A 25,780-nucleotide genomic window follows, 5' to 3' on the forward strand; every position below is an offset into this window, starting at 1 on the left:
ATTACATACTTTAAGTTAACAATTTTACTTCGGAAATTTTAGGTATAAGAATCAACTACCTACGACGATCTGTAAATACGGCACGATACTTGCTGCTCTTTCAGGTTCACCCACCAAGGAGATCCCATGTCACTTGCTTCCTTCAGCAAACTGCTTGTTAGCCTGTCGCTGTTCGCTTGCGCTTCCGTATTCGCCGCGCCGCTGGTTGTCAATGTTGCCGGAATCCAGAGCCAGGGTGAGATCGGCGATTCCGGCAATACCGTATTGACGTATAACGTTGGCGCCAATTCGGTCATTACCAGCGTCGCCTACTCGTTCAATCTGACGGCGTTCTCGCCGAGCTGGCTGACCGAAATCGGCCTGGCGTTCACCGACTCGGACAGCCTTGACGGCGTCGCCTTCAACCCGGGTCTCGGCAATAACAGTCCTGGCACTGCGAGCTACGCCGGCTTTGGCGATCTGGTCGACCTTGGCCTGGATTTCGCGGTCGGCGCCGACGGCATCCTGCGCCTGGAATTCTATGAAGACTTTGATGACTTCGCCGGCGTCGATGGCGTCTGGAACTTCGGCACCATCACGTTTGGCATCGAACCCGTCAACGTGGAAGTGCCGGAACCGGCCAGCGGCCTGCTGCTGGGCGCAGGCCTGGCCATGATGGGCTACGCAAACCGTCGCCGCCAGGCGGCGCGCAAGGCTGCCAGCGCGGCTTAAATATCGAGCGGGTCGACTTCAAGCGACCACTTCACGCGGGCCTTCATGGCCCGCAGCGCTTCCATCCACTCGCGCAGGAACGCCTGCAGGGCCGGGCGCGAGCTGGACTCCACCAGCAGCTGGGCGCGGTCCATATTGTGCACGCGCGTCATCGTCATCGGGATCGGGTCGTTGATCAGGATCCCGTCGTGCGCCAGGCAGTCGCGCGCGTTTTCCAGAAACGCAATCGCGATCGGCAGCTCGCGCGCTTCGGCCCGCAGCAAGGCCTGGTACATGTACGGCGGCAGGCCCGCTTCGCGCCGTTCATCGAGCAACTGGCCGGCAAAGCGCTCGTAGTCGTGGCGCATCACCGCGCCGTACAGCGGATGCTGCACGTAGCGCGTCTGCACCAGCACCTCGGACGGCGCGCCGGCCCGCCCTGCCCGCCCCGCCACCTGCATCAGCTGCGCGAACAGGCGCTCGCTGGCGCGGTAGTCCTGCGAGAACAGCGCCGTATCCGGGTTCAGGATGCCCACCAGCGTGAGCTTCTTGAAGTCGTGGCCCTTGGCGACCATCTGGGTGCCGATCAGGATATCGACCTCGCCCCGGTGCACGCTGTCGAACGCCGCCTGCGCGCTGCCCTTCAGGCGCGTGGAGTCGGCATCGATGCGCAGGATGCGCGCCTCGGGGAACATCGCCCGCAAACCTTCTTCGACACGCTGCGTGCCGCGTCCCAGCGGCTGGATGTCGACGTTGCCGCAGGTGGGGCACGAACGCGGGATGCGCAGCTCCAGGCTGCAGTGGTGGCAGCGCAGCCGGTTCTCGGGCTTGTGCAGCACCATGAAGGCGGTGCAGCGCGTGCAATCGCTGATCCAGCCGCAGGCGTCGCAGGAGATCACCGGGGCGTAGCCGCGCCGGTTCAAAAACAGCAGTGATTGCTCACCGCGCTCCAGACGCAGGCGCAGCGCAGCGACCATCTCGGCGGTGAGGCCGTCGCGCCCGCGGTCGCGCTCCATGTCGATCAGGCGCACGCGCGGCAGCACCGCATCCCGGACGGCGCGCTCGCGCAGGTCGAGCCTTGTATAGCGTCCCGAGCGCGCGTGGTGCCACGATTCGAGCGACGGCGTGGCCGAGCCCAGCACGATCGGAATGCCCAGCTGGTGCGCGCGCCAGACGGCCAGGTCGCGCGCCGAATAGCGCAAGCCTTCCTGCTGCTTGTACGACGGGTCGTGCTCTTCGTCGATCACGATCAGTTGCAAGTGCGGCAGCGACGCCAGCAGCGACAGCCGCGTGCCGAGCACGATGCGCGCCTGGCCCAGGTGCGCCGCCAGCCAGTGCAGCATGCGCTCGCCTTCGGACAGGCTGCTGTGCAGCGTGGCGAGCATCATGCCCGGGAAGCGCGCCCGGATATTGCCTTCGAGCTGCGGCGTGAGGTTGATCTCGGGAACCATGATCAGGATCTGCGCCTGCGGATCGCGCGCCAGGACTTGGGCGCAGGCTTGCAGATAGACCTCGGTCTTGCCGCTGCCGGTGACGCCCCACAACAGGAACGGTTTGAAACCGGTGGCGCCGCCGATGGCGTCGGCCGCCTCCTGCTGCGCCGTGTTCAGCACCGGCATGCCCACGGCAGTGGCGTCCTGCCCGGCGTCGAGCTTGGCCAGCTTTTTCAGCGAGCGCCCCAGCGCCACCGTTTTCGGCACCCGCAGGTTCTTCGGCAAGCCGGGCAACGCGACTTCGCCGAGCGGGCGCTGGTAGTACTCGGCGGCAAACCGCGCCAGCGCGAGCCAGCGCGCGGACAGCGGCGCCAGCTCGCTGCGCACGGCCAGCGCATCCTTGAGTTTTTCGGGCGGCACGTCGCTGGTGAACTTGACCGCGACGATCAGGGCCATCACCTCGCGCCGCGCAAACGACACCAGCGCCAGCTGGCCGGGCAGCGGCTCGTCGCCCGGCTGGCAGGGCCAGCGGTAGTCGAAACTGCTGTTGAGCGGCGTATCGATCACGACTTCGAGGAAACAGTGCGGTGTGACCGGTGCTTGGTTGCTGGTTGACAATCTGGACCCTGTGCAAATCTGTGGAGAACTTTGTGAATAGCCGGGGACTTGACCCCATCAAAGGTTTACGTTAGATCAAGTCTGGAACGATAATTCCCCAACTCAAGACAATTTTAGTCTTTGTAATCAATGACTTGAAAAATCCGCCAAAAACCTGTTAACAACCTTGACCGCATTCGGCTGCTTGTGCATAACTCTGCAATTTTCCGTGGAAAACTCGCTGCGTTGCGTCATACAGTTAAGGCAATACATGAAGTTTCACGCTAAGTCCCGGTAAACCAAGTACTTTTCCCCACGCTGGCAGCGCCTGTTGATAACTTTGTGAACAAGGCCCCGAATGGCGCCGAATTCTCTTGAACAACGTTCATGGGCAAGACAGCCAGATTGCATAACGTCGGTAAAAAACGCTTATGAATCATTTACTTACGAGTAAACGCGAAAAGCCGAGATGTCCACAGGAAGGTTTATCGGATTTGCGGAAGTTGTGAACAAGTGATGATGTCGGCTTGCAATCGTGCTCTCGCGAAACGAGTGCAAGCCGTGACGGGATTACTGAGCGCGCTGCTTGCGGCTGAAGCTGTGCACCGCCTCGACCATCGCAGTGACCGATTCCGGCGGGGTAAATTGCGAGATGCCATGGCCCAGGTTGAACACGTGACCGTGGCCATTCGATGGCGTGCCATAGGCCGTCAGCGAGCGCTCGACTTCCGCTGCGATCTGCTCCGGGGCGGCAAACAGGATCGCCGGGTCGAGGTTGCCCTGCAGCGCCACGCGGTCGCCGACCAGCGCACGGGCCGTGCCCAGATTCACGGTCCAGTCCAGCCCCAGCGCATCGGCGCCGATATCGGCCATCTGGTCGAGCCAGATGCCGCCACCCTTGGTGAACACGACGGCCGGGATGCGCACGCCATCCTTTTCGCGCTGCAGGCCGGCCAGGATCTGCTGCATGTAGTGCAGCGAGAAGGTCTGGTAGGCGCCATCGGCCAGCGCCCCGCCCCACGAATCGAAGATCATCACGGCTTGCGCGCCGGCGTCGATCTGCGCGTTCAGGTACGCCGTGACCGCCTTGGCATTGATGTCGAGGATGCGGTGCATCAGGTCCGGCCGGCTGTACAGCATCTTCTTGACCGTGTGGAACTCGCGCGAACCGGCGCCTTCGACCATATAGCAGGCCAGCGTCCACGGGCTGCCCGAGAAACCGATCAGCGGCACGCGGCCGTTGATGGCGCCGCGGATCTGCGTGACGGCCTTGAACACGTAGTCGAGCGAGGCCATGTCGGGCACTTCCAGCGCGTGGACCTGCTCTTCGGTACGCAGTGGACGCTCGAACTTCGGCCCCTCGCCATCGGCGAAATACAGGCCCAGGCCCATCGCGTCCGGCACGGTCAGGATGTCCGAGAACAGGATCGACGCGTCCAGCGGGAAGCGGTCGAGCGGCTGCAGCGTGACTTCGGTAGCGTAATCGGGATTTTTTGCCAGGCCCAGGAACGAGCCGGCGCGCGCGCGGGTGGCGCGGTATTCCGGCAGATAGCGGCCCGCCTGGCGCATCAGCCAGACCGGGGTGTAGTCGGTCGGCTGGCGCAGCAGCGCACGCAGGAAGGTGTCGTTCTGGAGCGGGGCAAATTGTGGCATGGGAGGCATCGGTTTGATAGGCAGACGCCTATTATCGCATTCTTGGGGGCGCACTATAATGCTCGTCCACCCTTCGAAAAAGCCCCTCTATGACCGTTGCCACCAGCAAACAAGCCACGCCATGCGGCGCCTGGACTTCCCCGATCACTGCTGCCGTCGTTGCTGCCGGCGCCGTGCCACTGGCGCAGCCGATGCCCGACGGCGCCGCCATCGGCTGGCTCGAGGGGCGCACCAGCGAAGGCGGGCGCATGACGCTGATGGTGCACGACGCCGACGGCACGCGCGAGCTGACGCCGGCGCCGTTCAACGTGCGCAGCCGCGTGCATGAATACGGTGGCGGCGCGTACCTGCTGAGCGGCGGCGGCGCCTGGTTCTCGCACCATGCGGACAACCGCCTGTACCGGGTCGAGAACGATGGCCAGCCGGTCGCCGTCACGGGTGCCGACACCGGCCACCGCTTCGCCGACTTCGTGCTCGACGCCGGGCGACGTCGCCTGGTGGCGGTGCGCGAAGACCATTCGCTGGGCGCGACCTACCCCGTCAACACGCTGTGCGCGGTGGGCTTTGACGGCGCCGAGACCGTGCTGGTCGACGGCAGCGACTTCTACGCCGCGCCGCGCCTGTCGCCCGATGGCCGCCAGCTGGCCTGGCTGTGCTGGGAGCTGCCGCACATGCCGTGGGAAGGCACCGCGCTGTGGCTGGGCGACGTGGCCGCCGACGGCGCGATCGTCAACCGGCGCCTGATCGCCGGCGGGGCGGATGAAGCGATCTGCCAGCCCGAATGGTCGCCAGGCGGCGTGCTGCACTTCGTGTCCGATCGCAGCGGCTGGTGGAATCTGTACCGTTACGCCGCTGACGTTGTCGACGCCCTGTGCGAACGCGCGGCCGAATTCGGCGTCCCGCAGTGGAACTTTGGCGGGTCGCAGTACGCTTTCCGCTCGGAAGAACAGATCGTCTGCGCGTATATCGAGGCGGGCGTGAGCCACCTGGGCATCGTCTCCACCCACGACGGCAGCCTGACGCCGCTGGAAACGCCGTATGAAGACATCCGCGACGTGAAAATCAGCGGCGACATCGTCACGCTGCTGGGCGGCGCGCCGACCATCGCACCCGAACTGGCCCGCATCGACCTGGCCGGCGCACCGCTTGAAGTGCTGGCGCACTCGATCCCGCAACTGCCGGCCACGTCGTACCTGGCGGTGCCGCTGGCGATCAGCTATCCAAGCGCGAACGGCCGCACCGCGTACGCGTTCTACTATGCGCCGGCCAATCCGGATGACGCACCACTGCCGGACGAGCTGCCACCGCTGATCGTGATCGGCCACGGCGGCCCGACCAGCATGGCGACCAGCACGCTCAAGCTCTCCACCCAATACTGGACCAGCCGCGGTTTCGCGGTGCTGGACGTGAACTACGGCGGCAGCACGGGCTTCGGGCGCGATTACCGCAACCTGCTCCAGCACCAGTGGGGCGTGGTCGATGTCGAGGATTGCGTGGCCGGTGCGCGCCACCTGGCGGCCATCGGCGCAGTCGACCCGGAACGCCTGCTGATTCGCGGCAGCAGCGCCGGCGGCCTGACGGTACTGTCGGCACTGGCCTTCCACGACGTGTTCAAGGCCGGCGCCAGCTATTACGGCGTGTCCGACCTGGCCGGGCTGGATGCGGATTCGCACAAGTTCGAGTCGCGCTACAACGCCTACCTGACCGCGCCTCCCGAGCGCGCCCAGGCCGTGTACCGCGAACGCTCGCCGATCCACCACAGCGACAAATTGCGCAGCCCGATGATCTTCTTCCAGGGCCTGGACGACAAGGTCGTGCCGCCGCAGCAGTCCGAAAGCATGGTCGACGCCCTGCGCGCGCAAAAGCTGCCGGTGGCCTACCTGACGCTCGAAGGCGAAGGCCATGGCTTCCGCAAGGCCGACAGCGTGGTGCGCACGCTCGAAGCCGAGCTGTATTTCTACCTGCGCGTGTTCGGTATTGCCGTGCCGGCCGACCTGCCCGCCATCGAGATCGAGAATCTCGCCGCATGAAGGGTGGCCCACTGCTTGACGACATCCGGGCGCAGCTGGCCGCCTGCAGCGCCGAAGAACACGCGATCCTGACGCTGCTGGCGATCGCCGGCGAGCCGATGGGCCGCCAGCGCATCCTCGAGCACATGCGGGCGCTGCATGCCCCGTTGCCGGCCGCGCAGTGGGCCGACGAACTGGCGCGCCTGAAGGCCGAAGGCTTGCTGGTCGACGCCAACGAACGCGGGTTGGGGCTGGCCCCGGCGGCCAGCTGGCCCGTGCTCGACTTCGCCCTCGACAGCGGCCTGTTCGACGTCGTCGCCGGGGCGTATGGCGCGGTATCGACCGTACGCCGCGACTGGCAGGGCCACCTGATGCTGCGCAGCTACCGCCAGGGCCTGGCCCTGCTGCGCATCGCGCTGCTGACGCGGCAAGACATCGACGTCGTCACGCCGCTGCTCGATGCCTGCCTGGCCTGCCATGAAGCGAGCTACCTGCATCCGCTGGTCGACGTCTGCGCGCGCCCGTTCACGCCGGCGCTGATCGAGCGCATCCACCCACGCCTGCTTGAGACCGTCCTGCACGTGCTGGTCGTGCATGTGCGCAGCGAGCCGGCGCTGGCGCCGGCGGTGCGCGCCTGCGCCGAGGGCTACATCACGCGCAGCAGCCCGGAAAGCCTGCTGCGCCGCGCGCTGGGCGAGCACTACATCCTGTGCGGCCGCCTGGACGATGCGCTTGAGCTGGTGGCCGACATGACCGATTCACCGGGCCTGTTCCTGCGCAGCGTCGTGCAGCTCTTGCGCGACGATGTGGACGGCGGCCTGGCGGGCGTCGAAGCAGCCCTGAAGCAGCTGCGGCGCGAGACCGGCAAGCGCAAGGCCACCTTCGGCGGCCATTGCGCGCACATCGCGGTGGCCGCCCTGCTGCGCAGCACCGAACCCGCGCACCGCAAGCTGGCCGACGCCTGGCTCGAGATCGAAACACGCGCCGTGCAGCGGCCCGACAATGCGGTCTGGTTCCAGCTTGGCATGCTGCACGAAATCCGGCGCGGCACTGTCGACGCGGGCCTGTTCGCCACCCGCAGCTGGGAACTGTCGCTGGAACCGACCGTATTCCGCGCGCTGATCCACTACTGGCTGGCACTGCCCGCGTTGAACAGCCAGCGGGCGCGCCTGGAAGACATGCTGGCGCAATCCGAGCTGGCCGGGTTCGACCTGTGGTCGGCGCAGCTGGCCGGCGTGCTGGCGCAGATGGGCCAGGCCGGTTATCTGATTCACGAGGCGCGCGCGGGCGAACTGCGCCAGCGCCACCGCTTGCCCGACATGGCGCTCTGGTTCACGCGCGAAGAGCCGTGGGAGCGCCAGCTCAATGCGCTGATCAACCTGCAGCCCGCCCTCACGGTGGAGCAGGTCAAGGAGTCGCGCCTGGTCTGGCTGATCCGCCACGACCAGCACCTGGGCGTGCAGGAGATCGAGCCGCGCGAACAGAAGCGCGATGCGCAAGGCGCCTGGAGCCGCGGCCGCGCGCTGGGCCTGAAACGCCTGGCCGAAGAAGGCGCGCAGCTCGAGTTCCTCACCGCGCAGGACCTGCAGGCGATCAATGCGATTGCCGGGCGCCGTTACTACGCCGGCAGCGGCATCCGCTTCGAGCTCGAAGTGCACAAGGCGCTGGCCGCGCTGGTCGGGCATCCGCTGCTGTTCTGGATGGCCTCGCCCGGCACGCGCGTCGAACTGCTGCCGGGCGAGCCGGAACTGCTCGTCAAAAAACAGGGCGACAAGGTGTCGATTGCGCTGCACCCGCCGATCGACAACGAAGACGGCGACGTGGTCATCACGCTCGAGACGCCCACGCGCCTGCGCCTGGTGCGCATCAACGACGAACACCGCCGCATCGCCGCCATCGTCGGCGCCGGACTGGACGTGCCGCTGTCGGCCGAGCGGCGCGTGCTGCGCGCCATCGGCGCGGTGGCGTCCAGCGTCACCGTGCAGTCGGACATTGGCGCGAGCAGCGCCGACATCGACACCGTGCCGGCCGACGCGCGCATGCACATTCACCTGCGGCCCTACCAGCAGGGCTTGCGCATGCAGTTGCTGGTGCGCCCGCTGCCCGGCGGTGCCTACTACGGCCCCGGAGAAGGCGCGGCCAGCGTGATCGCCGATGTCGACGGCATCCGCACCGAAGCGCAGCGCGACATGAACGCCGAGCGCGAGGCCGAACGTCAGCTCGTCGGCGCCTGCTTCGTGCTCGAACAGGGCGAGCAGGAACACGGCGAATGGCTGCTCGGCCAGCCGGTGCTGGCACTCGAACTGGTTGAAGAACTCAGGGCATTGGACCCGGCCTCGATCGTCGTGGCCTGGCCCGAGGGCGAATCGTTCCGCGTCACCAAAAAAGCGACCTCCAAATCGGTGCGGGTCCAGATCCGGCGCGAGCGCGACTGGTTCGCCGCCAGCGGCGACATCGTCATCGACGAAGGCCGCGTGATGAGCCTGCGCACGCTGCTGGAAAAGCTGCGCGAGAGCGGCAGCCGGTTTGTCGCCCTGGGCGAGAACGATTACCTGGCCCTGTCCGACGAACTGCACCGGCGCCTGATGGAGCTGGGCGCGTATGGCGAACTGCATGGCGACGGCATCCGCACCCACGCGCTGGCCAGCTTCGCGCTGGGCGAACTGGCGGGTGAGGCAGGCAGCGTTGACGGGGACAAGGCCTGGCAGGCGCACCTGACGCGCATGGCCGATAGCGCCGCCTTCACGCCCACGCTGCCCTCGACCTTGCAGGCCGAGTTGCGCGACTATCAAGTCGACGGCTTCGAGTGGCTGGCGCGCCTGGCCCACTGGGGGGTGGGCGCTTGCCTCGCCGACGATATGGGCCTGGGTAAAACGCTGCAGGCGCTGGCGCTGCTGCTCACGCGCGCCAAGGACGGCCCCGCGCTGGTGGTCGCGCCGACGACCGTCTGCCTGAACTGGATCGACGAAGCGGCGCGCTTTGCGCCGACCCTGAACCTGAAACTGTTCGGCCCGGGCGAGCGCGCCGCAACCGTGGACGATGCCGGGCCGTTCGACGTCGTCATCGTCAGCTACGGCCTGCTGCAGCAGGAGGCAGCGCGCTTCAAGGGCCGCCGCTGGCACAGCATCGTGCTGGACGAGGCACAGGCGATCAAGAACATGCACACCAAGCGCTCGCAGGCCGTGATGGCGCTGCAGGGCGACTTCCGGATGGCCGCCACCGGCACGCCGCTGGAAAACCACCTGGGCGAGTTGTGGAACCTGTTCCGCTTCATCAATCCGGGTTTGTTGGGCAGCGCCGAGCAGTTCCAGCTGCGCTTTGCCGGCCCCATTGAAAAAGCCCAGTCCGAGAAAGTGAAGGACCGGCGGGCCGAAGTCGCCGCCCGCGCGCGCCTGCGGCGCCTGACCGCGCCGTTCATCCTGCGCCGTACCAAGGCGCAGGTGCTGGCCGAACTGCCGCCGCGCACCGAGATCGTGATCCCGGTCGAACTGAGCGCCGAGGAAAGCGCGCTGTACGAATCGCTGCGGCGCCAGGCGCTCGACAAGCTGGCTGCACTGGAAGCGCCAGAAGGCCAGAAGTCGATCGAGATCCTGGCCGAGATGATGCGGCTGCGCCGTGCCTGCTGCAATCCCGAGCTGGTCGCGCCCGGCGCCGGCATCATCAGCAGCAAGCTGGCTGCATTCGCGCGCCTCACGGCCGACCTGATCGAAAACCGCCACAAGGTGCTGGTGTTCAGCCAGTTCGTCGATCACCTGAGCCTGATCCGCCAGCACCTCGACGCGCAGGGCGTGCGCTACCAGTACCTCGACGGGTCCACGCCGATGCAGGAACGCAAGAAGCGGGTCGACGCGTTCCAGGCGGGCGATGGCGACATGTTCCTGATCAGCCTGAAGGCGGGCGGCGTGGGCATCAACCTGACGGCGGCCGACTACGTGATCCACATGGACCCGTGGTGGAACCCGGCGGTGGAAGACCAGGCCTCGGACCGCGCGCACCGGATGGGGCAGCAGCGCCCGGTGACGATCTACCGGCTGGTCGCGCGCGGCACGATCGAAGAAGGCATCGTCGACCTGCACCGCCACAAGCGCGACCTGGCCGACAGCCTGCTCGAAGGCACCGAGATGGCCGCGCGCATGTCACCAGCGGATATGCTCGACATGCTGCGCACGGGACTGGGCAGATAGCGCTGCCTTGATAGAACAGTAATATTGCACTTTGTCCCGTTCGTGTCGGAATGTTTCATCCGTCCGCAAACGGCGGGTTTGGTGCTAACCTGCACGCGATTCGCGCCGTTGCGGATCACGAATTCACACTTGTTACAGGGCCGAATACGATGATAAAAACGAAAATCGCGCTGGCAGCCGTGCTGGCCTGCTTCGCACTGGCGCCGGCCAGCGCCGTCGCTGCCAAGCCAGCCAAGAGCAAGGCCAAATCGACCAAGGTCGTCAAGAAGTCGACCAAGGCCAAGAAGGCCGTCGTCGGCGCCGCCGCCATTGGTGCGACTGCCGCTGTTGCCAGCAAGAGTGCAAGCGCCAGTGACAGCGCCGCGCCGGCGAAGGCCAGCGAAGGCCGCCTCGATCGCCGCATGGCCACGCTGAGCATGCAGTACCTGACCGCGCTGTGGCGCGTCGACCCGGAAGGCGGCATCTATGTCGGCAAGTTCGACCAGGCCGCCAACCTGACGCTGCCCGATCCTGCCACCCGCGCCAGCAAGCTGGCCTTTGCCAACGAGTGGCTGGAAAAATTCGGCAAGCTCGATCCGAAGCAGCTCTCGCCGCGCTACCGCACCGACCTGGTGCTGTTGCTCAACAAGCTGGAAAAGGACCGCTGGGCGTTGACCACCTGGCGCGAGTTCGAGTGGAACCCGTCGGCCTACAACATCGCCGCGCCGCTCGACCTGATCCTCAATACCGAGTACGCGGCCAAGCCGCAGCGCCTGCGCACGATCCTCAAGCGCCTGACCGACGTGCCGGCCTATTACGCGGCCGCGCAGGCGTCGATCAAGACGCCGACCCGCGAGCATACCCAGCTGGCGATCAGCCAGGCGCCGGGCACACTGGCGGTGCTGGCCGACCTGGGCAAGGCGGCCCAGGAATCGATCCTGACCACGCAGGAAAAGACCATCTTCGCGCAGCGCATCGCCAACGCCGGCACCGCGGTGCTGGGCTACGTCGACTTCTTGACCGACATGGAAAAGCGCCAGGCTGCCAATGGCCAGGCCCGACCGTTCCGCATCGGCAAGGCGCTGTACGAGCAGAAGTTCGCGCTCGACATCCAGTCGTCCAGCAGCGCCGAGCAGACCTACCGCAAGGCCCTTGCCACGCGCGAAGAGCTGCTCACGCACATGGACAAGATCTCGGATGAACTCTGGCCGCGCTACATGGCCGGCGTGACCAAGCCAGCGGAGCGCTTCCAGAAGATCGGCATGATGATCGACAAGCTGTCCGCCCGGCACGTCAAGCGCCAGGACTTCTTTACCGAGATCCGGCGCCAGATTCCACTGCTGCAGGACTGGGTCATCAAGCATGACCTGCTGACGCTCGACCCGAGCAAACCCCTCGAAGTGCGCGAAACGCCGATGTACCAGCGTGGCGTGGCCGGCGCGAGCATCGATGCACCGGGCCCGTACCGCTCGAAGGACAAGACGTACTACAACGTCACGCCGATGGACAGCCTGACAGATGCCCAGGCCGAGAGCAGCCTGCGCGAGTACAACGAATGGATCCTGCAGATCCTGAACATCCACGAAGCGATTCCGGGCCACTATGCGCAGCTGGTGCACGCGAACCGCTCGCCGTCGCTGATCAAGTCACTGTTCGGCAATGGCGCAATGGTCGAAGGCTGGGCGGTCTACGGCGAGCGCATGATGCTCGAATCGGGCTATGGCGACAACGCGCCCGAGATGTGGCTGATGTACTCGAAGTGGAACCTGCGCAGCGTGACCAACACGATCCTCGACTACAGCGTGCACGTGAACGGCATGAACCAGGCGCAGGCGATCGACCTGCTGACGCGCCAGGCCTTCCAGACGCGCCAGGAAGCCGATGAAAAATGGCGCCGCGCCACGCTGACATCGGTCCAGCTGACCAGCTACTACAGCGGCTACGAGCAGATCATGGAACTGCGCGAGCGTCGCAAGGCGCAACTGGGCGAGCGTTTCAACCTGAAGGCGTTCCACGATCAGTTCTTGAGCTACGGCAATGCGCCGGTCAAGATGATTTCGGAACTGATGCAGTAAAAGTACGAAGGGGGCGGCACCTCAAGGTGCCGCCCCCCGGATCGGAACGGGCGTTTGTTACGCCGTTTCTTCGGGTGCGCGCGTGGCGCGGGCGAACATCGGTGCCACCATCAGGCCCAGCTCATAGAGCAGGCACATCGGGATGGCCAGCGCCAGCTGGCTGACCACGTCCGGCGGCGTCACGATCGCCGAGATGACGAACGCGCCGACGATGACATACGAGCGCACTTCGCGCAGCTTCTCGATCGGCACGATGCCCATGCGCACCAGGATCACGACGACCACCGGCACTTCGAACGAGGCGCCGAACGCCAGGCACATCGACATCACGAAATCGAGGTAGTTTTCAATATCCGGTGTGACGGCAATCGACGTCGGCGCAAACGCGCTGATGAAGTGGAACACGCGGCCAAACACGAAGAAGTAACAGAACGCCACGCCGCCGATGAACAGCAGCGACGACGAAATCACGAGCGGCATCACGAGGCGCTTTTCGTGGGCGTACAGGCCGGGCGCAATGAAGGCCCAGGCCTGGTAGAACACCCAGGGCAGCGCCAGGATGAAGGACAGCAGCAGCGTGACCTTCATCGGCACGAGAAACGGCGAAATCACGCCGGTGGCGATCATGGTCGAGCCTGGCGGCAGCGACGCGATCATTGGCGCGGCGATCAGGTCATAGATGTGCGACGGGCCAGGCCACGCCATCAGTGCGGCGCACACGATCGCAATGCCGATCGAGGCCTTGACCAGGCGGTCACGCAGCTCGACAAGGTGCGAGATGAAGGTATCTTCGCCGGCGGCTTGGTCAGTCATCAGCTAGGCGATCAGAAAAAAGAGGAAGTGGAGTTCGCGCCGGCACCGGGACGGTACTTGCGCACGCGGGCCGCGCCCGACATCACATGGCGCTTGGTGCCATGGCGGTTCTTGTACCAGGCCGGCACGCTCGAAGTGCGCACCAGCTTCTTGCGGCGAAAGTCCTTGGCCTTGCGGTCGATGTCGGCCACGGTAGGCATGATCACGTGCGCAGTCGCATCCGAGCCGCGCTCGTCCCACAATGCCTCGACTTCATCGACGTGGCTGGTCACGGACGAACCGAATTCGCTCGTTGCCGATTCGACGTCGTTCTTGAACGACTGCGCGCGGTCCTGCACTTCCTTGTGCAGGTTGCGCAGTTCGTCGAGTTCGATTTCACGGCTGACCTCGGACTTGATGTCATGCAGGTAACGCTGGGCACGCCCATAGAGCGTGCCAGCCATGCGCGCCACCTTGGGCAGCTTTTGCGGCCCGATCACGATCAGCGCGACAACGCCGATGATCGCGATTTTCGACAGTCCAAGATCGATCATGAGGACGCCGGATTACAGGCGGGTCTTGTCGCGGGCTTCCACGTCGATGGTCGACTTGTCGGCCACCTGCTGCGTTGCCTGGACACGGGCGGCTTCTGCTTCGGCAGCGCGCTCTTCGTCACCCTTGACGCCATCCTTGAAGCCCTTGACGGCCTTGCCCAGATCGGAACCCATATTGCTGATCTTCTTGGTGCCGAAAATCAGCATCACGACCACCAGCACGATGACCCAGTGCCAAATACTCAATCCACCCATGTTGTTCTCCTGATGGCGCCTGGCGCCTGAAAAATTAGTGATGCGCAAACTGCATATACACCGAGTATATGCGATGCGGGAGCCCATTGCTCCCAATCGAACTTAGGCCAAACTTAGACGCATCTTACAGCCCCAGCCCGCGCCATGGACGCGGCCCGCCGTACATGTGCAGATGCAGGTGATACACCTCTTGCCCGCCATCCGGACCGGCATTGATCAGCGTCTTGAAGCCGCCAACAGGCTTGCCAGCGGCGTCCATCTTGACCGCAATACCATTTTGCTCGGCAAGTTTCGGCGCCAGCGCCAGCATCTTGCCCAGCAACGCCGCATGCTCGTCGGTGCAATCGGACAACGTGGCCACGTGCACCTTCGGAATCACCAGCAAGTGCACGGGCGCTGCCGGATTGATGTCCTTGAACGCCAGCACGTCATCATCTTCATAGACGATGGCAGCCGGAATCTGCCTGGCAACGATCTTGCAAAAAATGCAGTTATCCATTCGGTCTCCAGATGATTACATTGCATGACACGCAAGCGAGCACGGGCATCCTACCAAGGCTCCATGACATCGGCATGACGATGAGGGACTGATTATGACACCGGTTCGATCGGTTGGCACGCCAGCCATGCACGCGGGCCGGCGTGCAGGCTCAGGCGTCGGTGCGCGCGGCTTTCTCGTCCAGCCCCGACACGCCTTCGCGCCGCGCCAGCTCGTCGAGCACCTGCTGCGGCGTGAGGTCGAACCTGGCCAGCAGCACCAGCGAGTGGAACCACAGGTCGGCGCATTCATACAGCACCTTGGCGGCATCGCCATCGACGCGGGCGTCCTTGGCGGCCATCACCAGTTCGGTGGCTTCCTCGCCGATCTTTTTCAGGATGGCGTCGTCGCCCTTGGTGAACAGCTTGGCGACATACGATGCGGCCGGGTCGCCGCCATTGGCGGGTTTGCGCGATTCGATCACGGCCGCGACGCGGGCCAGGGTAACGCTCATGGGGTCTTCTTGTCTTTTGAATAAATCGTGTCGGGATCCTGCAGCACCGGCTCGACGCTGTGCCAGTCGCCGTTGTCGTATTTCTGGAAGAAGCACGAGTGGCGTCCGGTATGGCAGGCAATCCCGCCGATCTGCTCGATCTTGAGCAGGACGACGTCTTCGTCGCAGTCCAGGCGGATCTCGCTCACCTTCTGGATGTGGCCTGACTCTTCACCCTTGTGCCACAGCTTCTTGCGCGAGCGGCTCCAGTACACCGCTTCGCCCGATTCGACGGTGCGGGTCAGCGCTTCGCGGTTCATCCAGGCGAACATCAGCACGTCGCCGCTGGTCGCCTCTTGTGCGATGACGGGCACCAGGCCCTGTTCATCCCAGCGTACCTTGTTGAGCCATTTGGCATTCGTTGTCATTGTGTTACTCCAGGCGCATCGGGATACCGCGGTCATGCATGAAGCGCTTGGCTTCCCCGACCGTGTGCTGCCCATAGTGGAAAATGCTGGCCGCCAGCACCGCGTCGGCGTGGCCCTGCAGGATGCCGTTGGCCAGGTCTTCCAGGCCACCGACGCCGCCCGAGGCAATCACGGGGATGCCCACGGCGTCGGACACGGCGCGCGTCAAACCCAGATCGAAGCCCGACTTGGTGCCGTCGCGGTCCATCGACGTGAGCAGCAGCTCGCCGGCGCCCAGGCTTTCCATCTTGCGTGCCCATTCGACAGCATCCAGCCCCGTCGCATTGCGCCCGCCGTGGGTGAAGACTTCCCAGCGGCCGGGTGCGATCTGCTTGGCGTCGATCGCCACCACGATGCACTGCGAACCGTGCTTGTGGGCGCAGTCGAACACCAGTTGCGGGTTGGTGACGGCCGACGTGTTCATGCTGACCTTGTCGGCGCCGGCATTGAGCAGCCGGCGCACGTCTTCGACCTTGCGCACGCCGCCACCGACGGTGAGGGGAATGAACACGGTCGAGGCGACGGCTTCGATGATCGGCAGGATCAGGTCGCGGCCATCGCTCGAGGCGGTAATGTCGAGGAAAGTGATTTCGTCGGCGCCTTGCGCGTCATAGCGGCGCGCGATTTCGACCGGGTCGCCGGCGTCGCGCAACTCGTTGAAGTTGACGCCCTTGACGACCCGGCCGCCGGTGACGTCCAGGCAGGGGATGATGCGTTTTGCGAGCATGGAATCAGGCGCCAGCGCCTTCGGTCAGTTCATCGGCGCGATCCTGGGCCGAGGCCAGGTCGAGCGTGCCTTCGTAGATCGAGCGGCCGCAGATCACGCCCTCGATGCCTTCGTCCTGCACCGCGCACAGCGCTTCCACGTCGGCCAGCACGTGCACGCCGCCCGAAGCGATCACGGGGATCTTCACCGCGCGCGCCAGCTTGACGGTCGCGTCGATGTTCACGCCGCCCATCATGCCGTCGCGGCCGATGTCGGTGTAGACGATCGATTCAACGCCGTAGCCTTCGAATTTCTTGGCCAGGTCGATCACTTCGTGGCCCGACATTTTGCTCCAGCCGTCGGTGGCGACCTTGCCGTCGCGCGCGTCCAGACCCACGATGATGTGGCCAGGGAAAGCGCCGCAGGCGTCGTGCAGGAAGCCCGGGTTTTTCACGGCGGCGGTGCCGACGATGATGTAGCTGATGCCGTCATCCAGGTAGCGCTCGATCGTGTCGAGGTCGCGGATGCCGCCGCCCAGCTGGACCGGGATCTCGTCGATGCCGTTGTCTTCAGCGTATTCCTGCACGATCTGCAGGATCGACTTGATGGCCGATTCGTTCTTTGGTTTGCCCGCGAATGCGCCGTTCAGGTCGACCAGGTGCAGGCGCCGCGCGCCTTGCTTGAGCCAATGCAGCGCCATTTCGGCAGGATCTTCGGAAAACACGGTGGCGAGTTCCATATCGCCTTGTTGGAGGCGAACGCAGTGACCGTCTTTCAGGTCGATGGCGGGGATCAGCAGCATGGTCGTTGTCGGTAGAGTTAACGGGGGGTTGAACAGAACGAATTTAACGCAAATGCGTCAAGGATTCCAGTGAATGAAATTACGGTACAGGCGCAAGCCTGCTGCCGCACTTTTCTCCGGGTGGAACTGGGTGGCGACGATATTATCGCGGCCGACAGCGCAGCAGAACGGGCCGCCGTAATCGGCTTCGCCGATCACATCATGCGCGTTTTCGGGCGCTGCGTAATAACTGTGCACGAAATAGAAGTAGCTGTTGTCGTCGACGCCGTCCCACAGCGGGTGGGCGCGCGACTGGCGCACGCGGTTCCAGCCCATTTGCGGGACCTTGAAGCGCGAACCGTCGTTCTGCAGCTTCCCATCCAACTGGAAGCGAACGACCTTGCCCGGCAACAGGCCCAGGCCCGGCGTGCCGCCGTTTTCTTCGCTGGCGTCGAACAGCATCTGCTCGCCCACGCACACGCCCATGATCGGGCGCGTCCTGGCGGCGCGCAGCAGTGCATCCTCCAGACCCGATTCACGCAGGCTGCTCATGCAGTCGCGCATGGCGCCCTGCCCCGGCAGTACGATGCGGTCGGCCGCATCGAGGTCGGCGGCCGAGCTGGAAACGAGCACGTCGGCTTCTGGCGCGGCGGCGCGCAGCGCCTGGACCACCGAGCGCAGGTTGCCCAGTCCGTCGACCACAACAATTTTATTGGCCATGTCGCGTCACGCCTTACAGGCTGCCCTTGGTCGACGGGATGATGCCGGCGGCGCGTTCGTCGAGCTCGCTGGCCATGCGCAGCGCGCGGCCAAATGCCTTGAACACGGTTTCGCACTGGTGGTGCGCGTTCACGCCGCGCAGGTTATCGATGTGCAGGGTCACGCCGGCGTGGTTGACGAAACCGCGGAAGAATTCGCCGGTCAGGTCGACGTCGAAGGTGCCGATCATGGCGCGCGTGAACGGGATGTGCATTTCCAGACCCGGGCGGCCCGAGAAGTCGATCACGACGCGCGACAGCGCTTCGTCCAGCGGCACGTAGGCGTGGCCATAGCGGCGGATGCCCTTGCGGTCGCCAATGGCCTTGGCCACGGCCATGCCGAGCGTGATGCCGGTGTCTTCGACCGTGTGGTGCGCGTCGATGTGCAGGTCGCCCACGGCCTCGACTTCGAGGTCGAACATGCCGTGACGTGCGATCTGGTCGAGCATGTGGTCGAGGAACGGCACGCCCGTGTTGAGCTTCTGGCGGCCGGTGCCGTCCAGGTTGATCGAGACGCGGATCTGCGTTTCGTTGGTATTGCGGGTAATGTCGGCGGTACGGGTCATTGCTCGGGCGCTTTTCAAGGTACGTAACTACGGGACGCTACTACAGGGAAGCCTTCAGGGCGGTCAGGAACTGGTCGTTTTCTTGCGGCGTGCTGACCGTGACGCGGATGCAGTTGGCCAGCAATGTATGCATTTTACTCAAATTTTTGATCAGGACCTTCTCGCCGTGGAGAAGCTTGCAGGCGCGCTCGGCATCGGGCACGCGCAGCGCGATGAAATTGGCGGCCGACGGGAACACTTCCACGCCCGGCAGGCCAGCCAGTTCCGTGGCCAGACGGGTACGCTCGACGTTGAGCAGCTCGGCCTGGCGGTCCAGCACATCCAGATGCTCGAGGGCGAATTCGGCCGCCACCTGGGTCAGGATATTCACGTTGTACGGTGGACGCACCTTCTCGAATTCGGCCAGCAGCGGCGCTGCCGCCGTCATGTAGCCGAGGCGGATGCCGGCCAGGCCGAGCTTTGACAGCGTGCGCATCACGACCAGGTTCGGGTGCTGCGGCAGGCGGTCCATGAAGCTGACCTTGGCGAACGGCTGGTAGGCTTCGTCGACCACGACCACGCCATGCTCACCGAGCGCCGTGATGATCGCTTCCATGTCTGCCGCGTCGTACAGGTTGCCGGTCGGGTTGTTCGGGTACGCGAGGAAGACCAGCGACGGCTTGTGCTCGTCGATGGCCGCCAGCATGGCCGGCAGGTCCAGCGAAAAGTCGGGCTTGATCGGCACGCCGACAAAATCGGCGCCGGCAAACTGCGCCGAACGCGAAAACATCACGAACGCCGGCACCGGCGCCATGACCACGGCACGCTTCGAACCGTCGCGTTCCTGACGCGCGATGGTGGTCGCCAGGATCGTGATCAGCTCATCCGAGCCATTGCCGAGCAGGACGTCGTAGCCGGCCGGGATGCCCAGCTTGGCGCAGATGGCGTCCTTCAGCGTGCGGTACGACGGCACCGGATAACGGTTCAGCGCCGCGTCGGCCAGGCGCGCGCCGAGTTGCGTGCGCAGCTCGTCCGGCAGCTGGTACGGGTTTTCCATCGCATCGAGCTTGACGTAGCCGATCGAGTCCGGCACGTGGTACCCCCCCACGGCGCGCACGTCGGCGCGGATGGTGTTCTCGATCAGTTTGGCGATGTCGGTCATGAAGTTTCTTCCGTGGAGAGTGTGGCCATGGCGGCCTTGGCCGCCTTGCGTTTTTTTGCCCCGGTCAGCGGTACGTCGGGCGCCGCCAGGCGCTCGTGGATGATGGCGCAATACGCGGGATTGAGTTCGAAGCCGGTGAACTGGCGCCCCAGGCGCTTGGCGGCGATGGCCGTCGTGCCGCTGCCCATGAACGGGTCGAGCACGATGCCGCCCGGCGGGCACGAGGCCTTGACCATGCGCTCGATGATCTCGAGGGGCTTTTGCGTCGGGTGGTCGGCGCGCTCCGGATGCTCGCGGTGCAGGCGCGACACGCTCCAGACGTCCTTCGGGTTGTAGCCCACTTCGAGCCACTTGGCGCCGATGAAGATCGAGCGCGAGCGGGCCTTCTTGGTCGCGGCGTCATACGGGATGCGCACGGCGTCCAGGTCGAAGTAGTAGTCCTTGCGATTGGCGAAAAAGCCGATCGTGTCGTGCACCGACGAGAAGCTGCGCACGCTGCCGCCCATCGACGGCACGCGGCGGTCCCAGATGATCTCGTTCATCATCGTCATGCGTTTTTTCAGCATCACGAAGATCTCGGGCGTGAAGCGCCACGTCAGAAAAATGTACAGGCTGCCGTTGGGCTTGAGCTTCGGCACCGCCGCGTCGATCCACTGCTCGGTCCAGGCCAGGTAGGCCTCGACGCTTTGCTGGTCCGACGCGTTGCCGTAGTCCTTGCCCAGGTTGTACGGCGGGTCAGTCAGGATCAGATCGATGGACCCGTCCGGGATGCGCGCCAATCCTGACAGCGCATCCTCGCAGAATACCTGGTTGACCCAGTCGCTCATGATGCCTGGGGTGGGACTGGATCGAGCCGTAGTTCCGCGCTGCGCGCGTGCGCCTGCAGGCCTTCGCCATACGCCAGCGTGGCCGCGACCTTGCCCAGCGTTTGCGCACCCGCTGCGCTGACCTGGATGATCGACGAGCGTTTCTGGAAATCGTACACGCCCAGCGGCGACGAGAAGCGCGCCGTGCGCGAGGTCGGCAGCACGTGGTTCGGGCCGCAGCAATAGTCGCCCAACGACTCGGACGAGTAGCGGCCCAGGAACATCGCGCCAGCGTGGCGGATTTTATCGGCCCATTCCTGCGGGTTCTCGGCCGAGATCTCGAGGTGTTCGGCCGCGATGCTGCTGGCGATCTCGCACGCTTCGTCCATACTGCGCACCTTGATCAACGCGCCACGGTCGCCCAGCGACGTGGTGATGGTGGCCGCGCGCGGCATCGTTGGCAGCAGCTTGTGGATGCTGGCTTCGACCTGCGCGATGTAGTCGGCGTCAGGGCACAGCAAAATGGCTTGCGCCAGTTCGTCGTGTTCGGCCTGCGAAAACAGGTCCATCGCGACCCAGTCCGGATCGGTGGTGCCATCGCACAGCACGAGGATTTCGGACGGGCCCGCGATCATGTCGATGCCGACCGTGCCGAACACGCGGCGCTTGGCGGCGGCGACATACGCGTTGCCAGGGCCGACGATCTTGTCGACGGCCTGGATGGTCTCGGTGCCATACGCCAGCGCGCCGACGGCCTGCGCGCCGCCAATGGTGATCACGCGCGTGACGCCGGCGATTGCCGCCGCGGCCAGCACCATCTGGTTCTTCACGCCGTCCGGGGTCGGCACGACCATGATGATTTCCTTGACGCCCGCCACGTGGGCTGGAATCGCGTTCATCAGGACCGACGACGGATACGCCGCCTTGCCGCCCGGGACATAGATGCCGACCCGGTCCAGGGGCGTCACGCGCTGGCCCAGCACTGTGCCGTCAGGCTCGGTGAAGGTGAAGCCCGTCGACGATTCCTTCTGGCGCTCGTGGTACACGCGCACGCGGTCGGCCGCTACCTGCAGCGCAGCGCGCTGGTCGTCGGGCAGCGCAGCCAGCGCTGCTTCGAGCTCGGCCTGGCCAATGTCGAACTGCGCCATCGAGGTCGCGCCGCCGTTCGGGATGCGGTCGAATTTGTTCGTGTATTCCAGCACGGCGGCGTCGCCCCGCGCTTTTACATCGCGCAGGATGCCGGCCACGGCTAGTTCGATGGCATCGTCGGTTTCGGCTTCAAACGCGAGCAGCGCGCTCAGCGTGGTGGCGAAGTCGGGTGCGGTCGAATCGAGCTTGCGGATTTGTACTGCCATTTTGCGTCTAGCCTTTTGCTTTGGAGGCGCGTTCGAACGCGTCCAGGATCGGTTGCAGGCGCTCGCGCTTGAGCTTGAGCGCAGCCTGGTTGACCACCAGGCGCGAGGAGATGTCCATGATTTTTTCGACTTCGACCAAGTTGTTGGCGCGCAGCGTGCCGCCGGTCGAGACCACGTCGACGATGGCGTCGGACAGGCCCACCAGCGGCGCCAGTTCCATCGAGCCATACAGCTTGATCAGGTCGACGTGCACGCCCTTGCGGGCAAAGTGCTCGCGCGCCGTATTGACGAACTTGGTCGCCACGCGCAGGCGTGCGCCCTGGCGCACCGCGCTGTCGTAGTCGAAGCCCGCGTTGACGGCCACCGACATGCGGCATTCGGCGATACGCAGGTCGATCGGCTGGTACAGCCCTTCGCCGCCATGCTCGAGCAGCACGTCCTTGCCGGCCACGCCGAAATCGGCGGCGCCGTACTGGACGTAGGTCGGCACGTCGGAGGCGCGCACGATCAGCACGCGCACGCCCGGGTCATTGGTCGGCAGGATCAGCTTGCGCGAGGTCTCGGGGTTTTCCAGCACCTCGATCCCGGCCGCCGACAACAGCGGCAGGGTGTCTTCGAAGATGCGGCCCTTGGACAGCGCCAGGATCAGCTGGGTCTCGTCCGTATTGCTGGTAAAAGTCATGGTGATTCGATGTGATTACTTGATGCGGACGATATCGGCGCCCACCGCCGACAGCTTCACTTCCATGCGGTCGTAGCCGCGATCGAGGTGGTAGATGCGGTCGATCAGCGTGGTGCCTTCGGCGGCCATGCCGGCAATGACGAGCGAAGCCGAGGCGCGCAGGTCGGTTGCCATGACCGGTGCACCGATCAGGCGCGTGACGCCGTCGATGAACGCGGTATTGCCGTCGGTCGTGATCTGCGCGCCCAGGCGGTTCATCTCTTGCACGTGCATGAAGCGGTTCTCGAAGATCGTCTCGGTCACGCGCGAGGCGCCGCCGGCGATCGTGTTCACAGCCATGAACTGCGCCTGCATGTCGGTCGGGAAGCCCGGATACTCGGTCGTGCGGAACGACACCGGCTGCGGGCGACCATCCATCTTCGCGCGGATGGTATCCGCGCCGACGGTCAGTTGCAGGCCGATTTCGCGCAGTTTGTCGAGCGCCACGTCGAAGATGTCGGTGCGGGTGTTGGTCAGCTGGATATCGCCGCCGGTGGCCGCGACGGCGCACAGGAAGGTCGCCGCTTCGATACGGTCCGAGATGACGGCGTGGCTGGCGCCATGCAGTTCCGGCACGCCCTGGATCACCAGGCGGTCGGTGCCGATGCCCTCGATCTTGGCGCCCATGGCCACCAGCAGGTTGGCCAGGTCGGTCACTTCCGGCTCGCGCGCGGCGTTTTCGAGCACCGTCTCGCCGTCGGCCAGCGTTGCGGCCATGAGCAGATTCTCGGTGCCGGTCACGGTGATCATGTCGGTGCGGATGCGCGCGCCCTTGAGCTTCGTGGCCCTGGCGTGGATGTAGCCGCCTTCGATCGTGATCTCGGCGCCCATCGCGCGCAGGCCCTGGATGTGCTGATCGACCGGGCGCGAGCCGATGGCGCAGCCGCCCGGCAGCGAGACCTTGGCTTCGCCGAAGCGCGCCAGCAGAGGGCCCAGCACCAGGATCGAGGCGCGCATGGTTTTCACCAGTTCGTACGGCGCGACCAGATTGTCGATCGCGCTGCCGTTCATGGTGACGTGTTCGTCGTCCAGATCGATTTTCAGGCCCGTGGTTTCCAGCAGCTTGAGCATCGTGCGCACGTCATGCAGGCGCGGCACGTTGGACAGGTGCAGGTCACCTGCGGTGAGCAGGCCAGCGCACAGGATGGGCAGCGCCGCATTCTTGGCGCCGGAAATCGCGATGTCACCTTGCAGGCGTTTGCCGCCGACGATCTGGAGCTTGTCCATGATTAGCCTTTGAATTCTTCAGGGGTCAGTGTTTTCATCGACAGCGCGTGGATTTCCTCGCGCATGCGGTCGCCCAGCGCGGCGTACACGATCTGGTGGCGCTGGATCGAGCGCTTGCCGACAAACGCCGGCGAGACGATCACCGCCTCGAAGTGCTGGCCGTCGCCATTGACGGTCAGGTGGGTGCATTCAAGGCCGGCGCTGAGATAGCCGTGTATCAGTTCGGGTGTGGTGGCCACGATAACTCCAAAAATTTTTAGTGGCGCAGCTTGTAGCCGCGCTTGAGCAGGTTGATCGCCATGGCCGTCAGCACCGCGAAGAACACGGACACGATGGTCAGGCTGGTCCACGGCGACACGTCGGACTGGCCGAAGAACCCGTAACGGAACCCGTCAATCATATAAAAGAACGGGTTGAAATGCGAGACGGCCAGCCAGAATGGCGGCAGTTTTTGTACCGAATAGAACACCCCGGCCAGGAACGTGGCCGGCATGATCAGGAAGTTCTGGAACGCGGCCAGCTGGTCGAATTTTTCGGCCCAGATGCCGGCGATGACGCCCATCGTGCCGAGAATGGCCGCGCCCAGGATCGCGAACACGACGATCCACACGGGCGCGACAAACGTCAGGTGCGCGAACCAGGCGGTAATCGCAAACACGCCGGCGCCAACGGCGATCCCGCGCAGCACCGCCGCGCCGACATACGCCGCCAGGATCTCGGCGTGCGACAGCGGCGCGAGCAGAATGAAGACCAGGTTGCCACTGATCTTGGACTGGATCAGCGACGACGACGAATTGGCGAACGCGTTTTGCAGCACGCTCATCATGACCAGGCCGGGAATCAGGAACGACGTGTAGGCCACGCCTTCGAGCATCTCGACCCGGCCGTCGAGCACGTGGCCGAAGATGACGAGGTACAGCATGGCGGTGACGACCGGCGCGGCGACGGTCTGCGTGGCCACCTTCCAGAAGCGCAGCGACTCTTTGTAGAACAGGGTGCGGAACCCGATGGAGAACAGATTCATTGCTTACCCTCTTCCATGATCTGGATGAAGATGTCTTCCAGGTCGGCCTGCTGCAGCTGCATCTCGTCGATCACGGCGCCCGCTTCGCGCAGGCGCGCCAGGATCGGTTCGACGTCGGCGTAGTCGTTCACGCGCAGCGTGTATTTGTTGTTGTTGGCAGGTTCGTCGTGCGACACGAGCGGGCGCAGTTCGGCCGGCAGTGCGCCGGACTTCAGATGCACGACCAGCTGCGAGCCCGAGACGCGGCGCAGCAGAGTGCTCATCGTGTCGAGCGCCACCACATTGCCCTGCTTGAGCATCGCCACGCGCTGGCACATGGCCTGCGCTTCTTCGAGATAGTGGGTGGTGAGCACCACCGTGTGGCCGCCTTCGCGGTTCAGGCGCGCGATGAACTTCCACAGCGTCTGGCGCAGTTCGACGTCGACGCCGGCGGTCGGTTCGTCCAGTACGATCACCGGCGGACGGTGCACGAGGGCCTGCGCCACCAGCACGCGCCGCTTCATGCCGCCCGACAGCGCGCGCATGTTCACGTCGGCCTTGTCGGTCAGGTCGAGGTTGTGCATCACTTCATCGATCCAGCCATCGTTGTTGCGGATGTCGAAGTAGCCCGACTGCAGGCGCAGCGTTTCGCGCACCGTGAAGAACGGATCGAACACCAGCTCCTGCGGCACGACGCCCAGGCGCTTGCGCGCTTCGCGAAAATCGGTGACGACATCGTGGCCGTGGATTTTCACGCTGCCGGCGTCGGGCCGGATCAGGCCCGCGATGGTGGAAATGAGGGTGGTCTTGCCGGCGCCATTCGGGCCCAGCAGGCCAAAGAACTCGCCCTCTTCGATGGAAAGGGACACGCCCTTGAGCGCCTTGAAGCCTTTGTAGCTCTTCTCGACACGGTCAATCTGGATTGCAGTCATGCGAAATGGGAGGCGCGACGCGCGATAGTCAAAACAAAACGGAGGCCGGCTGGGGAACGCACCAGGACCGTGCAGGGAAACAGTCCATTATAGGTGAAATTGCCATGTCAAGCGGGCCAGGCGGA

24 protein-coding genes are annotated in these 25,780 nt (G+C 64.8%); 4 read left to right on the forward strand and 20 right to left on the reverse strand.

The annotated features are described in order from the left end of the window. Window positions 1-126: 126 nt before the first annotated feature. Window positions 127-711 (forward strand): PEP-CTERM sorting domain-containing protein, encoded by a 585-nt coding sequence (locus tag IFU00_21720; GenBank protein MBD8544899.1) that lies wholly within the window; start codon window positions 127-129, stop codon window positions 709-711. Here the strand turns inward: IFU00_21720 and IFU00_21725 are convergent. Together IFU00_21725 and IFU00_21730 are read right to left on the reverse strand one after the other, a co-directional pair. Beyond that, window positions 708-2,741: a primosomal protein N' gene (locus tag IFU00_21725; GenBank protein ID MBD8544900.1), complete on the reverse strand. Its 2,034-nt coding sequence runs from the start codon at window positions 2,739-2,741 to the stop codon at window positions 708-710. The genes IFU00_21720 and IFU00_21725 overlap by 4 nt on opposite strands. A gap of 549 nt (window positions 2,742-3,290) precedes the next feature. Continuing rightward, the gene (locus tag IFU00_21730; GenBank protein MBD8544901.1) at window positions 3,291-4,373 is read right to left on the reverse strand and encodes a uroporphyrinogen decarboxylase; all 1,083 of its coding nucleotides are present in this window, start codon (window positions 4,371-4,373) and stop codon (window positions 3,291-3,293) included. Between the two features lie 89 nt (window positions 4,374-4,462). Here IFU00_21730 and IFU00_21735 point away from each other — a divergent pair, with 89 nt between their 5' ends. The 3 genes from IFU00_21735 (at window position 4,463) to IFU00_21745 (ending at window position 12,620) form a co-directional block, all read left to right on the forward strand. Beyond that, window positions 4,463-6,403: a S9 family peptidase gene (locus IFU00_21735; GenBank protein MBD8544902.1), complete on the forward strand. Its 1,941-nt coding sequence runs from the start codon at window positions 4,463-4,465 to the stop codon at window positions 6,401-6,403. Further along, window positions 6,400-10,566: a DEAD/DEAH box helicase gene (locus tag IFU00_21740; protein MBD8544903.1), complete on the forward strand. Its 4,167-nt coding sequence runs from the start codon at window positions 6,400-6,402 to the stop codon at window positions 10,564-10,566. Before IFU00_21735 ends, IFU00_21740 begins: the two co-directional genes overlap by 4 nt. A 149-nt stretch (window positions 10,567-10,715) precedes the next feature. Continuing rightward, the gene (locus IFU00_21745; GenBank protein ID MBD8544904.1) at window positions 10,716-12,620 is read left to right on the forward strand and encodes a DUF885 domain-containing protein; all 1,905 of its coding nucleotides are present in this window, start codon (window positions 10,716-10,718) and stop codon (window positions 12,618-12,620) included. Between the two features lie 57 nt (window positions 12,621-12,677). Here the strand turns inward: IFU00_21745 and tatC are convergent, their stop codons facing one another. From tatC to IFU00_21835, 18 genes are all read right to left on the reverse strand, one after another. Next, the gene (gene tatC / locus IFU00_21750; GenBank protein ID MBD8544905.1) at window positions 12,678-13,433 is read right to left on the reverse strand and encodes a twin-arginine translocase subunit TatC; all 756 of its coding nucleotides are present in this window, start codon (window positions 13,431-13,433) and stop codon (window positions 12,678-12,680) included. Between the two features lie 11 nt (window positions 13,434-13,444). Beyond that, window positions 13,445-13,966: a Sec-independent protein translocase subunit TatB gene (gene tatB, locus IFU00_21755; GenBank protein MBD8544906.1), complete on the reverse strand. Its 522-nt coding sequence runs from the start codon at window positions 13,964-13,966 to the stop codon at window positions 13,445-13,447. A gap of 12 nt (window positions 13,967-13,978) precedes the next feature. Continuing rightward, window positions 13,979-14,221 (reverse strand): Sec-independent protein translocase subunit TatA, encoded by a 243-nt coding sequence (gene tatA / locus IFU00_21760; protein MBD8544907.1) that lies wholly within the window; start codon window positions 14,219-14,221, stop codon window positions 13,979-13,981. Between the two features lie 124 nt (window positions 14,222-14,345). Then, a complete protein-coding gene (locus tag IFU00_21765; protein ID MBD8544908.1) occupies window positions 14,346-14,720 on the reverse strand; it encodes a histidine triad nucleotide-binding protein in 375 nt (124 codons plus the stop codon). 151 nt (window positions 14,721-14,871) lie between these two features. Beyond that, window positions 14,872-15,213 carry a phosphoribosyl-ATP diphosphatase gene (locus IFU00_21770; GenBank protein MBD8544909.1) on the reverse strand — a complete coding sequence of 114 codons (342 nt, stop codon included), beginning with the start codon at window positions 15,211-15,213 and terminating at the stop codon, window positions 14,872-14,874. Next, on the reverse strand, window positions 15,210-15,620 hold the full coding sequence (hisI, locus tag IFU00_21775) for a phosphoribosyl-AMP cyclohydrolase (protein MBD8544910.1): 411 nt from the start codon (window positions 15,618-15,620) through the stop codon (window positions 15,210-15,212). The genes IFU00_21770 and hisI overlap by 4 nt, the downstream gene beginning before the upstream one ends. Before the next feature lie 4 nt (window positions 15,621-15,624). Then, window positions 15,625-16,386, reverse strand: coding sequence for an imidazole glycerol phosphate synthase subunit HisF (gene hisF, locus IFU00_21780; GenBank protein ID MBD8544911.1), 762 nt, complete (start codon window positions 16,384-16,386; stop codon window positions 15,625-15,627). A gap of 4 nt (window positions 16,387-16,390) precedes the next feature. After that, window positions 16,391-17,167 (reverse strand): 1-(5-phosphoribosyl)-5-[(5-phosphoribosylamino)methylideneamino]imidazole-4-carboxamide isomerase, encoded by a 777-nt coding sequence (hisA, locus tag IFU00_21785; GenBank protein ID MBD8544912.1) that lies wholly within the window; start codon window positions 17,165-17,167, stop codon window positions 16,391-16,393. Between the two features lie 57 nt (window positions 17,168-17,224). Continuing rightward, window positions 17,225-17,866 carry an imidazole glycerol phosphate synthase subunit HisH gene (gene hisH / locus IFU00_21790; GenBank protein MBD8544913.1) on the reverse strand — a complete coding sequence of 214 codons (642 nt, stop codon included), beginning with the start codon at window positions 17,864-17,866 and terminating at the stop codon, window positions 17,225-17,227. Window positions 17,867-17,879: 13 nt separating this feature from the next. Beyond that, the gene (hisB, locus tag IFU00_21795) at window positions 17,880-18,470 is read right to left on the reverse strand and encodes an imidazoleglycerol-phosphate dehydratase HisB (protein ID MBD8544914.1); all 591 of its coding nucleotides are present in this window, start codon (window positions 18,468-18,470) and stop codon (window positions 17,880-17,882) included. 40 nt (window positions 18,471-18,510) lie between these two features. Beyond that, window positions 18,511-19,611, reverse strand: a complete 1,101-nt coding sequence (locus IFU00_21800) for a histidinol-phosphate transaminase (GenBank protein MBD8544915.1) — start codon at window positions 19,609-19,611, stop codon at window positions 18,511-18,513. Continuing rightward, entirely contained in the window at window positions 19,608-20,438 is an 831-nt protein-coding gene (locus IFU00_21805) for a site-specific DNA-methyltransferase (protein ID MBD8544916.1), read from the reverse strand. The genes IFU00_21800 and IFU00_21805 overlap by 4 nt, the downstream gene beginning before the upstream one ends. Next, window positions 20,435-21,772: a histidinol dehydrogenase gene (gene hisD / locus IFU00_21810; GenBank protein ID MBD8544917.1), complete on the reverse strand. Its 1,338-nt coding sequence runs from the start codon at window positions 21,770-21,772 to the stop codon at window positions 20,435-20,437. The genes IFU00_21805 and hisD overlap by 4 nt, the downstream gene beginning before the upstream one ends. 7 nt (window positions 21,773-21,779) lie before the next feature. Next, complete coding sequence (locus tag IFU00_21815; GenBank protein MBD8544918.1) at window positions 21,780-22,454, reverse strand: ATP phosphoribosyltransferase; 675 nt, start codon at window positions 22,452-22,454, stop codon at window positions 21,780-21,782. A 15-nt stretch (window positions 22,455-22,469) separates the two neighbouring features. Continuing rightward, a complete protein-coding gene (gene murA / locus IFU00_21820; GenBank protein ID MBD8544919.1) occupies window positions 22,470-23,720 on the reverse strand; it encodes a UDP-N-acetylglucosamine 1-carboxyvinyltransferase in 1,251 nt (416 codons plus the stop codon). 2 nt (window positions 23,721-23,722) lie between these two features. Then, window positions 23,723-23,959: a BolA/IbaG family iron-sulfur metabolism protein gene (locus tag IFU00_21825; protein ID MBD8544920.1), complete on the reverse strand. Its 237-nt coding sequence runs from the start codon at window positions 23,957-23,959 to the stop codon at window positions 23,723-23,725. A gap of 17 nt (window positions 23,960-23,976) precedes the next feature. Then, entirely contained in the window at window positions 23,977-24,744 is a 768-nt protein-coding gene (locus IFU00_21830; GenBank protein ID MBD8544921.1) for an ABC transporter permease, read from the reverse strand. Next, the gene (locus IFU00_21835; protein MBD8544922.1) at window positions 24,741-25,655 is read right to left on the reverse strand and encodes an ABC transporter ATP-binding protein; all 915 of its coding nucleotides are present in this window, start codon (window positions 25,653-25,655) and stop codon (window positions 24,741-24,743) included. Before IFU00_21835 ends, IFU00_21830 begins: the two co-directional genes overlap by 4 nt. Window positions 25,656-25,780: the final 125 nt, after the last annotated feature.

It is taken from the genome of Oxalobacteraceae sp. CFBP 8761 (genome assembly GCA_014841595.1).
In the GTDB taxonomy this organism is placed as follows: Bacteria; Pseudomonadota; Gammaproteobacteria; order Burkholderiales; family Burkholderiaceae_D; genus Telluria.

Coding starts and splice junctions, on each gene's coding strand:
- IFU00_21720 (MBD8544899.1), top strand. CDS start 127: ATGTCACTTGCTTCCTTCAGCAAACTGCTTGTTAGCCTGTCGCTGTTC.
- IFU00_21730 (MBD8544901.1), bottom strand. CDS start 4,373: ATGCCACAATTTGCCCCGCTCCAGAACGACACCTTCCTGCGTGCGCTG.
- IFU00_21735 (MBD8544902.1), top strand. CDS start 4,463: ATGACCGTTGCCACCAGCAAACAAGCCACGCCATGCGGCGCCTGGACT.
- IFU00_21740 (MBD8544903.1), top strand. CDS start 6,400: ATGAAGGGTGGCCCACTGCTTGACGACATCCGGGCGCAGCTGGCCGCC.
- IFU00_21745 (MBD8544904.1), top strand. CDS start 10,716: ATGATAAAAACGAAAATCGCGCTGGCAGCCGTGCTGGCCTGCTTCGCA.
- tatC (MBD8544905.1), bottom strand. CDS start 13,433: ATGACTGACCAAGCCGCCGGCGAAGATACCTTCATCTCGCACCTTGTC.
- tatB (MBD8544906.1), bottom strand. CDS start 13,966: ATGATCGATCTTGGACTGTCGAAAATCGCGATCATCGGCGTTGTCGCG.
- tatA (MBD8544907.1), bottom strand. CDS start 14,221: ATGGGTGGATTGAGTATTTGGCACTGGGTCATCGTGCTGGTGGTCGTG.
- IFU00_21765 (MBD8544908.1), bottom strand. CDS start 14,720: ATGGATAACTGCATTTTTTGCAAGATCGTTGCCAGGCAGATTCCGGCT.
- IFU00_21770 (MBD8544909.1), bottom strand. CDS start 15,213: ATGAGCGTTACCCTGGCCCGCGTCGCGGCCGTGATCGAATCGCGCAAA.
- hisI (MBD8544910.1), bottom strand. CDS start 15,620: ATGACAACGAATGCCAAATGGCTCAACAAGGTACGCTGGGATGAACAG.
- hisF (MBD8544911.1), bottom strand. CDS start 16,386: ATGCTCGCAAAACGCATCATCCCCTGCCTGGACGTCACCGGCGGCCGG.
- hisA (MBD8544912.1), bottom strand. CDS start 17,167: ATGCTGCTGATCCCCGCCATCGACCTGAAAGACGGTCACTGCGTTCGC.
- hisH (MBD8544913.1), bottom strand. CDS start 17,866: ATGGCCAATAAAATTGTTGTGGTCGACGGACTGGGCAACCTGCGCTCG.
- hisB (MBD8544914.1), bottom strand. CDS start 18,470: ATGACCCGTACCGCCGACATTACCCGCAATACCAACGAAACGCAGATC.
- IFU00_21800 (MBD8544915.1), bottom strand. CDS start 19,611: ATGACCGACATCGCCAAACTGATCGAGAACACCATCCGCGCCGACGTG.
- IFU00_21805 (MBD8544916.1), bottom strand. CDS start 20,438: ATGAGCGACTGGGTCAACCAGGTATTCTGCGAGGATGCGCTGTCAGGA.
- hisD (MBD8544917.1), bottom strand. CDS start 21,772: ATGGCAGTACAAATCCGCAAGCTCGATTCGACCGCACCCGACTTCGCC.
- IFU00_21815 (MBD8544918.1), bottom strand. CDS start 22,454: ATGACTTTTACCAGCAATACGGACGAGACCCAGCTGATCCTGGCGCTG.
- murA (MBD8544919.1), bottom strand. CDS start 23,720: ATGGACAAGCTCCAGATCGTCGGCGGCAAACGCCTGCAAGGTGACATC.
- IFU00_21830 (MBD8544921.1), bottom strand. CDS start 24,744: ATGAATCTGTTCTCCATCGGGTTCCGCACCCTGTTCTACAAAGAGTCG.
- IFU00_21835 (MBD8544922.1), bottom strand. CDS start 25,655: ATGACTGCAATCCAGATTGACCGTGTCGAGAAGAGCTACAAAGGCTTC.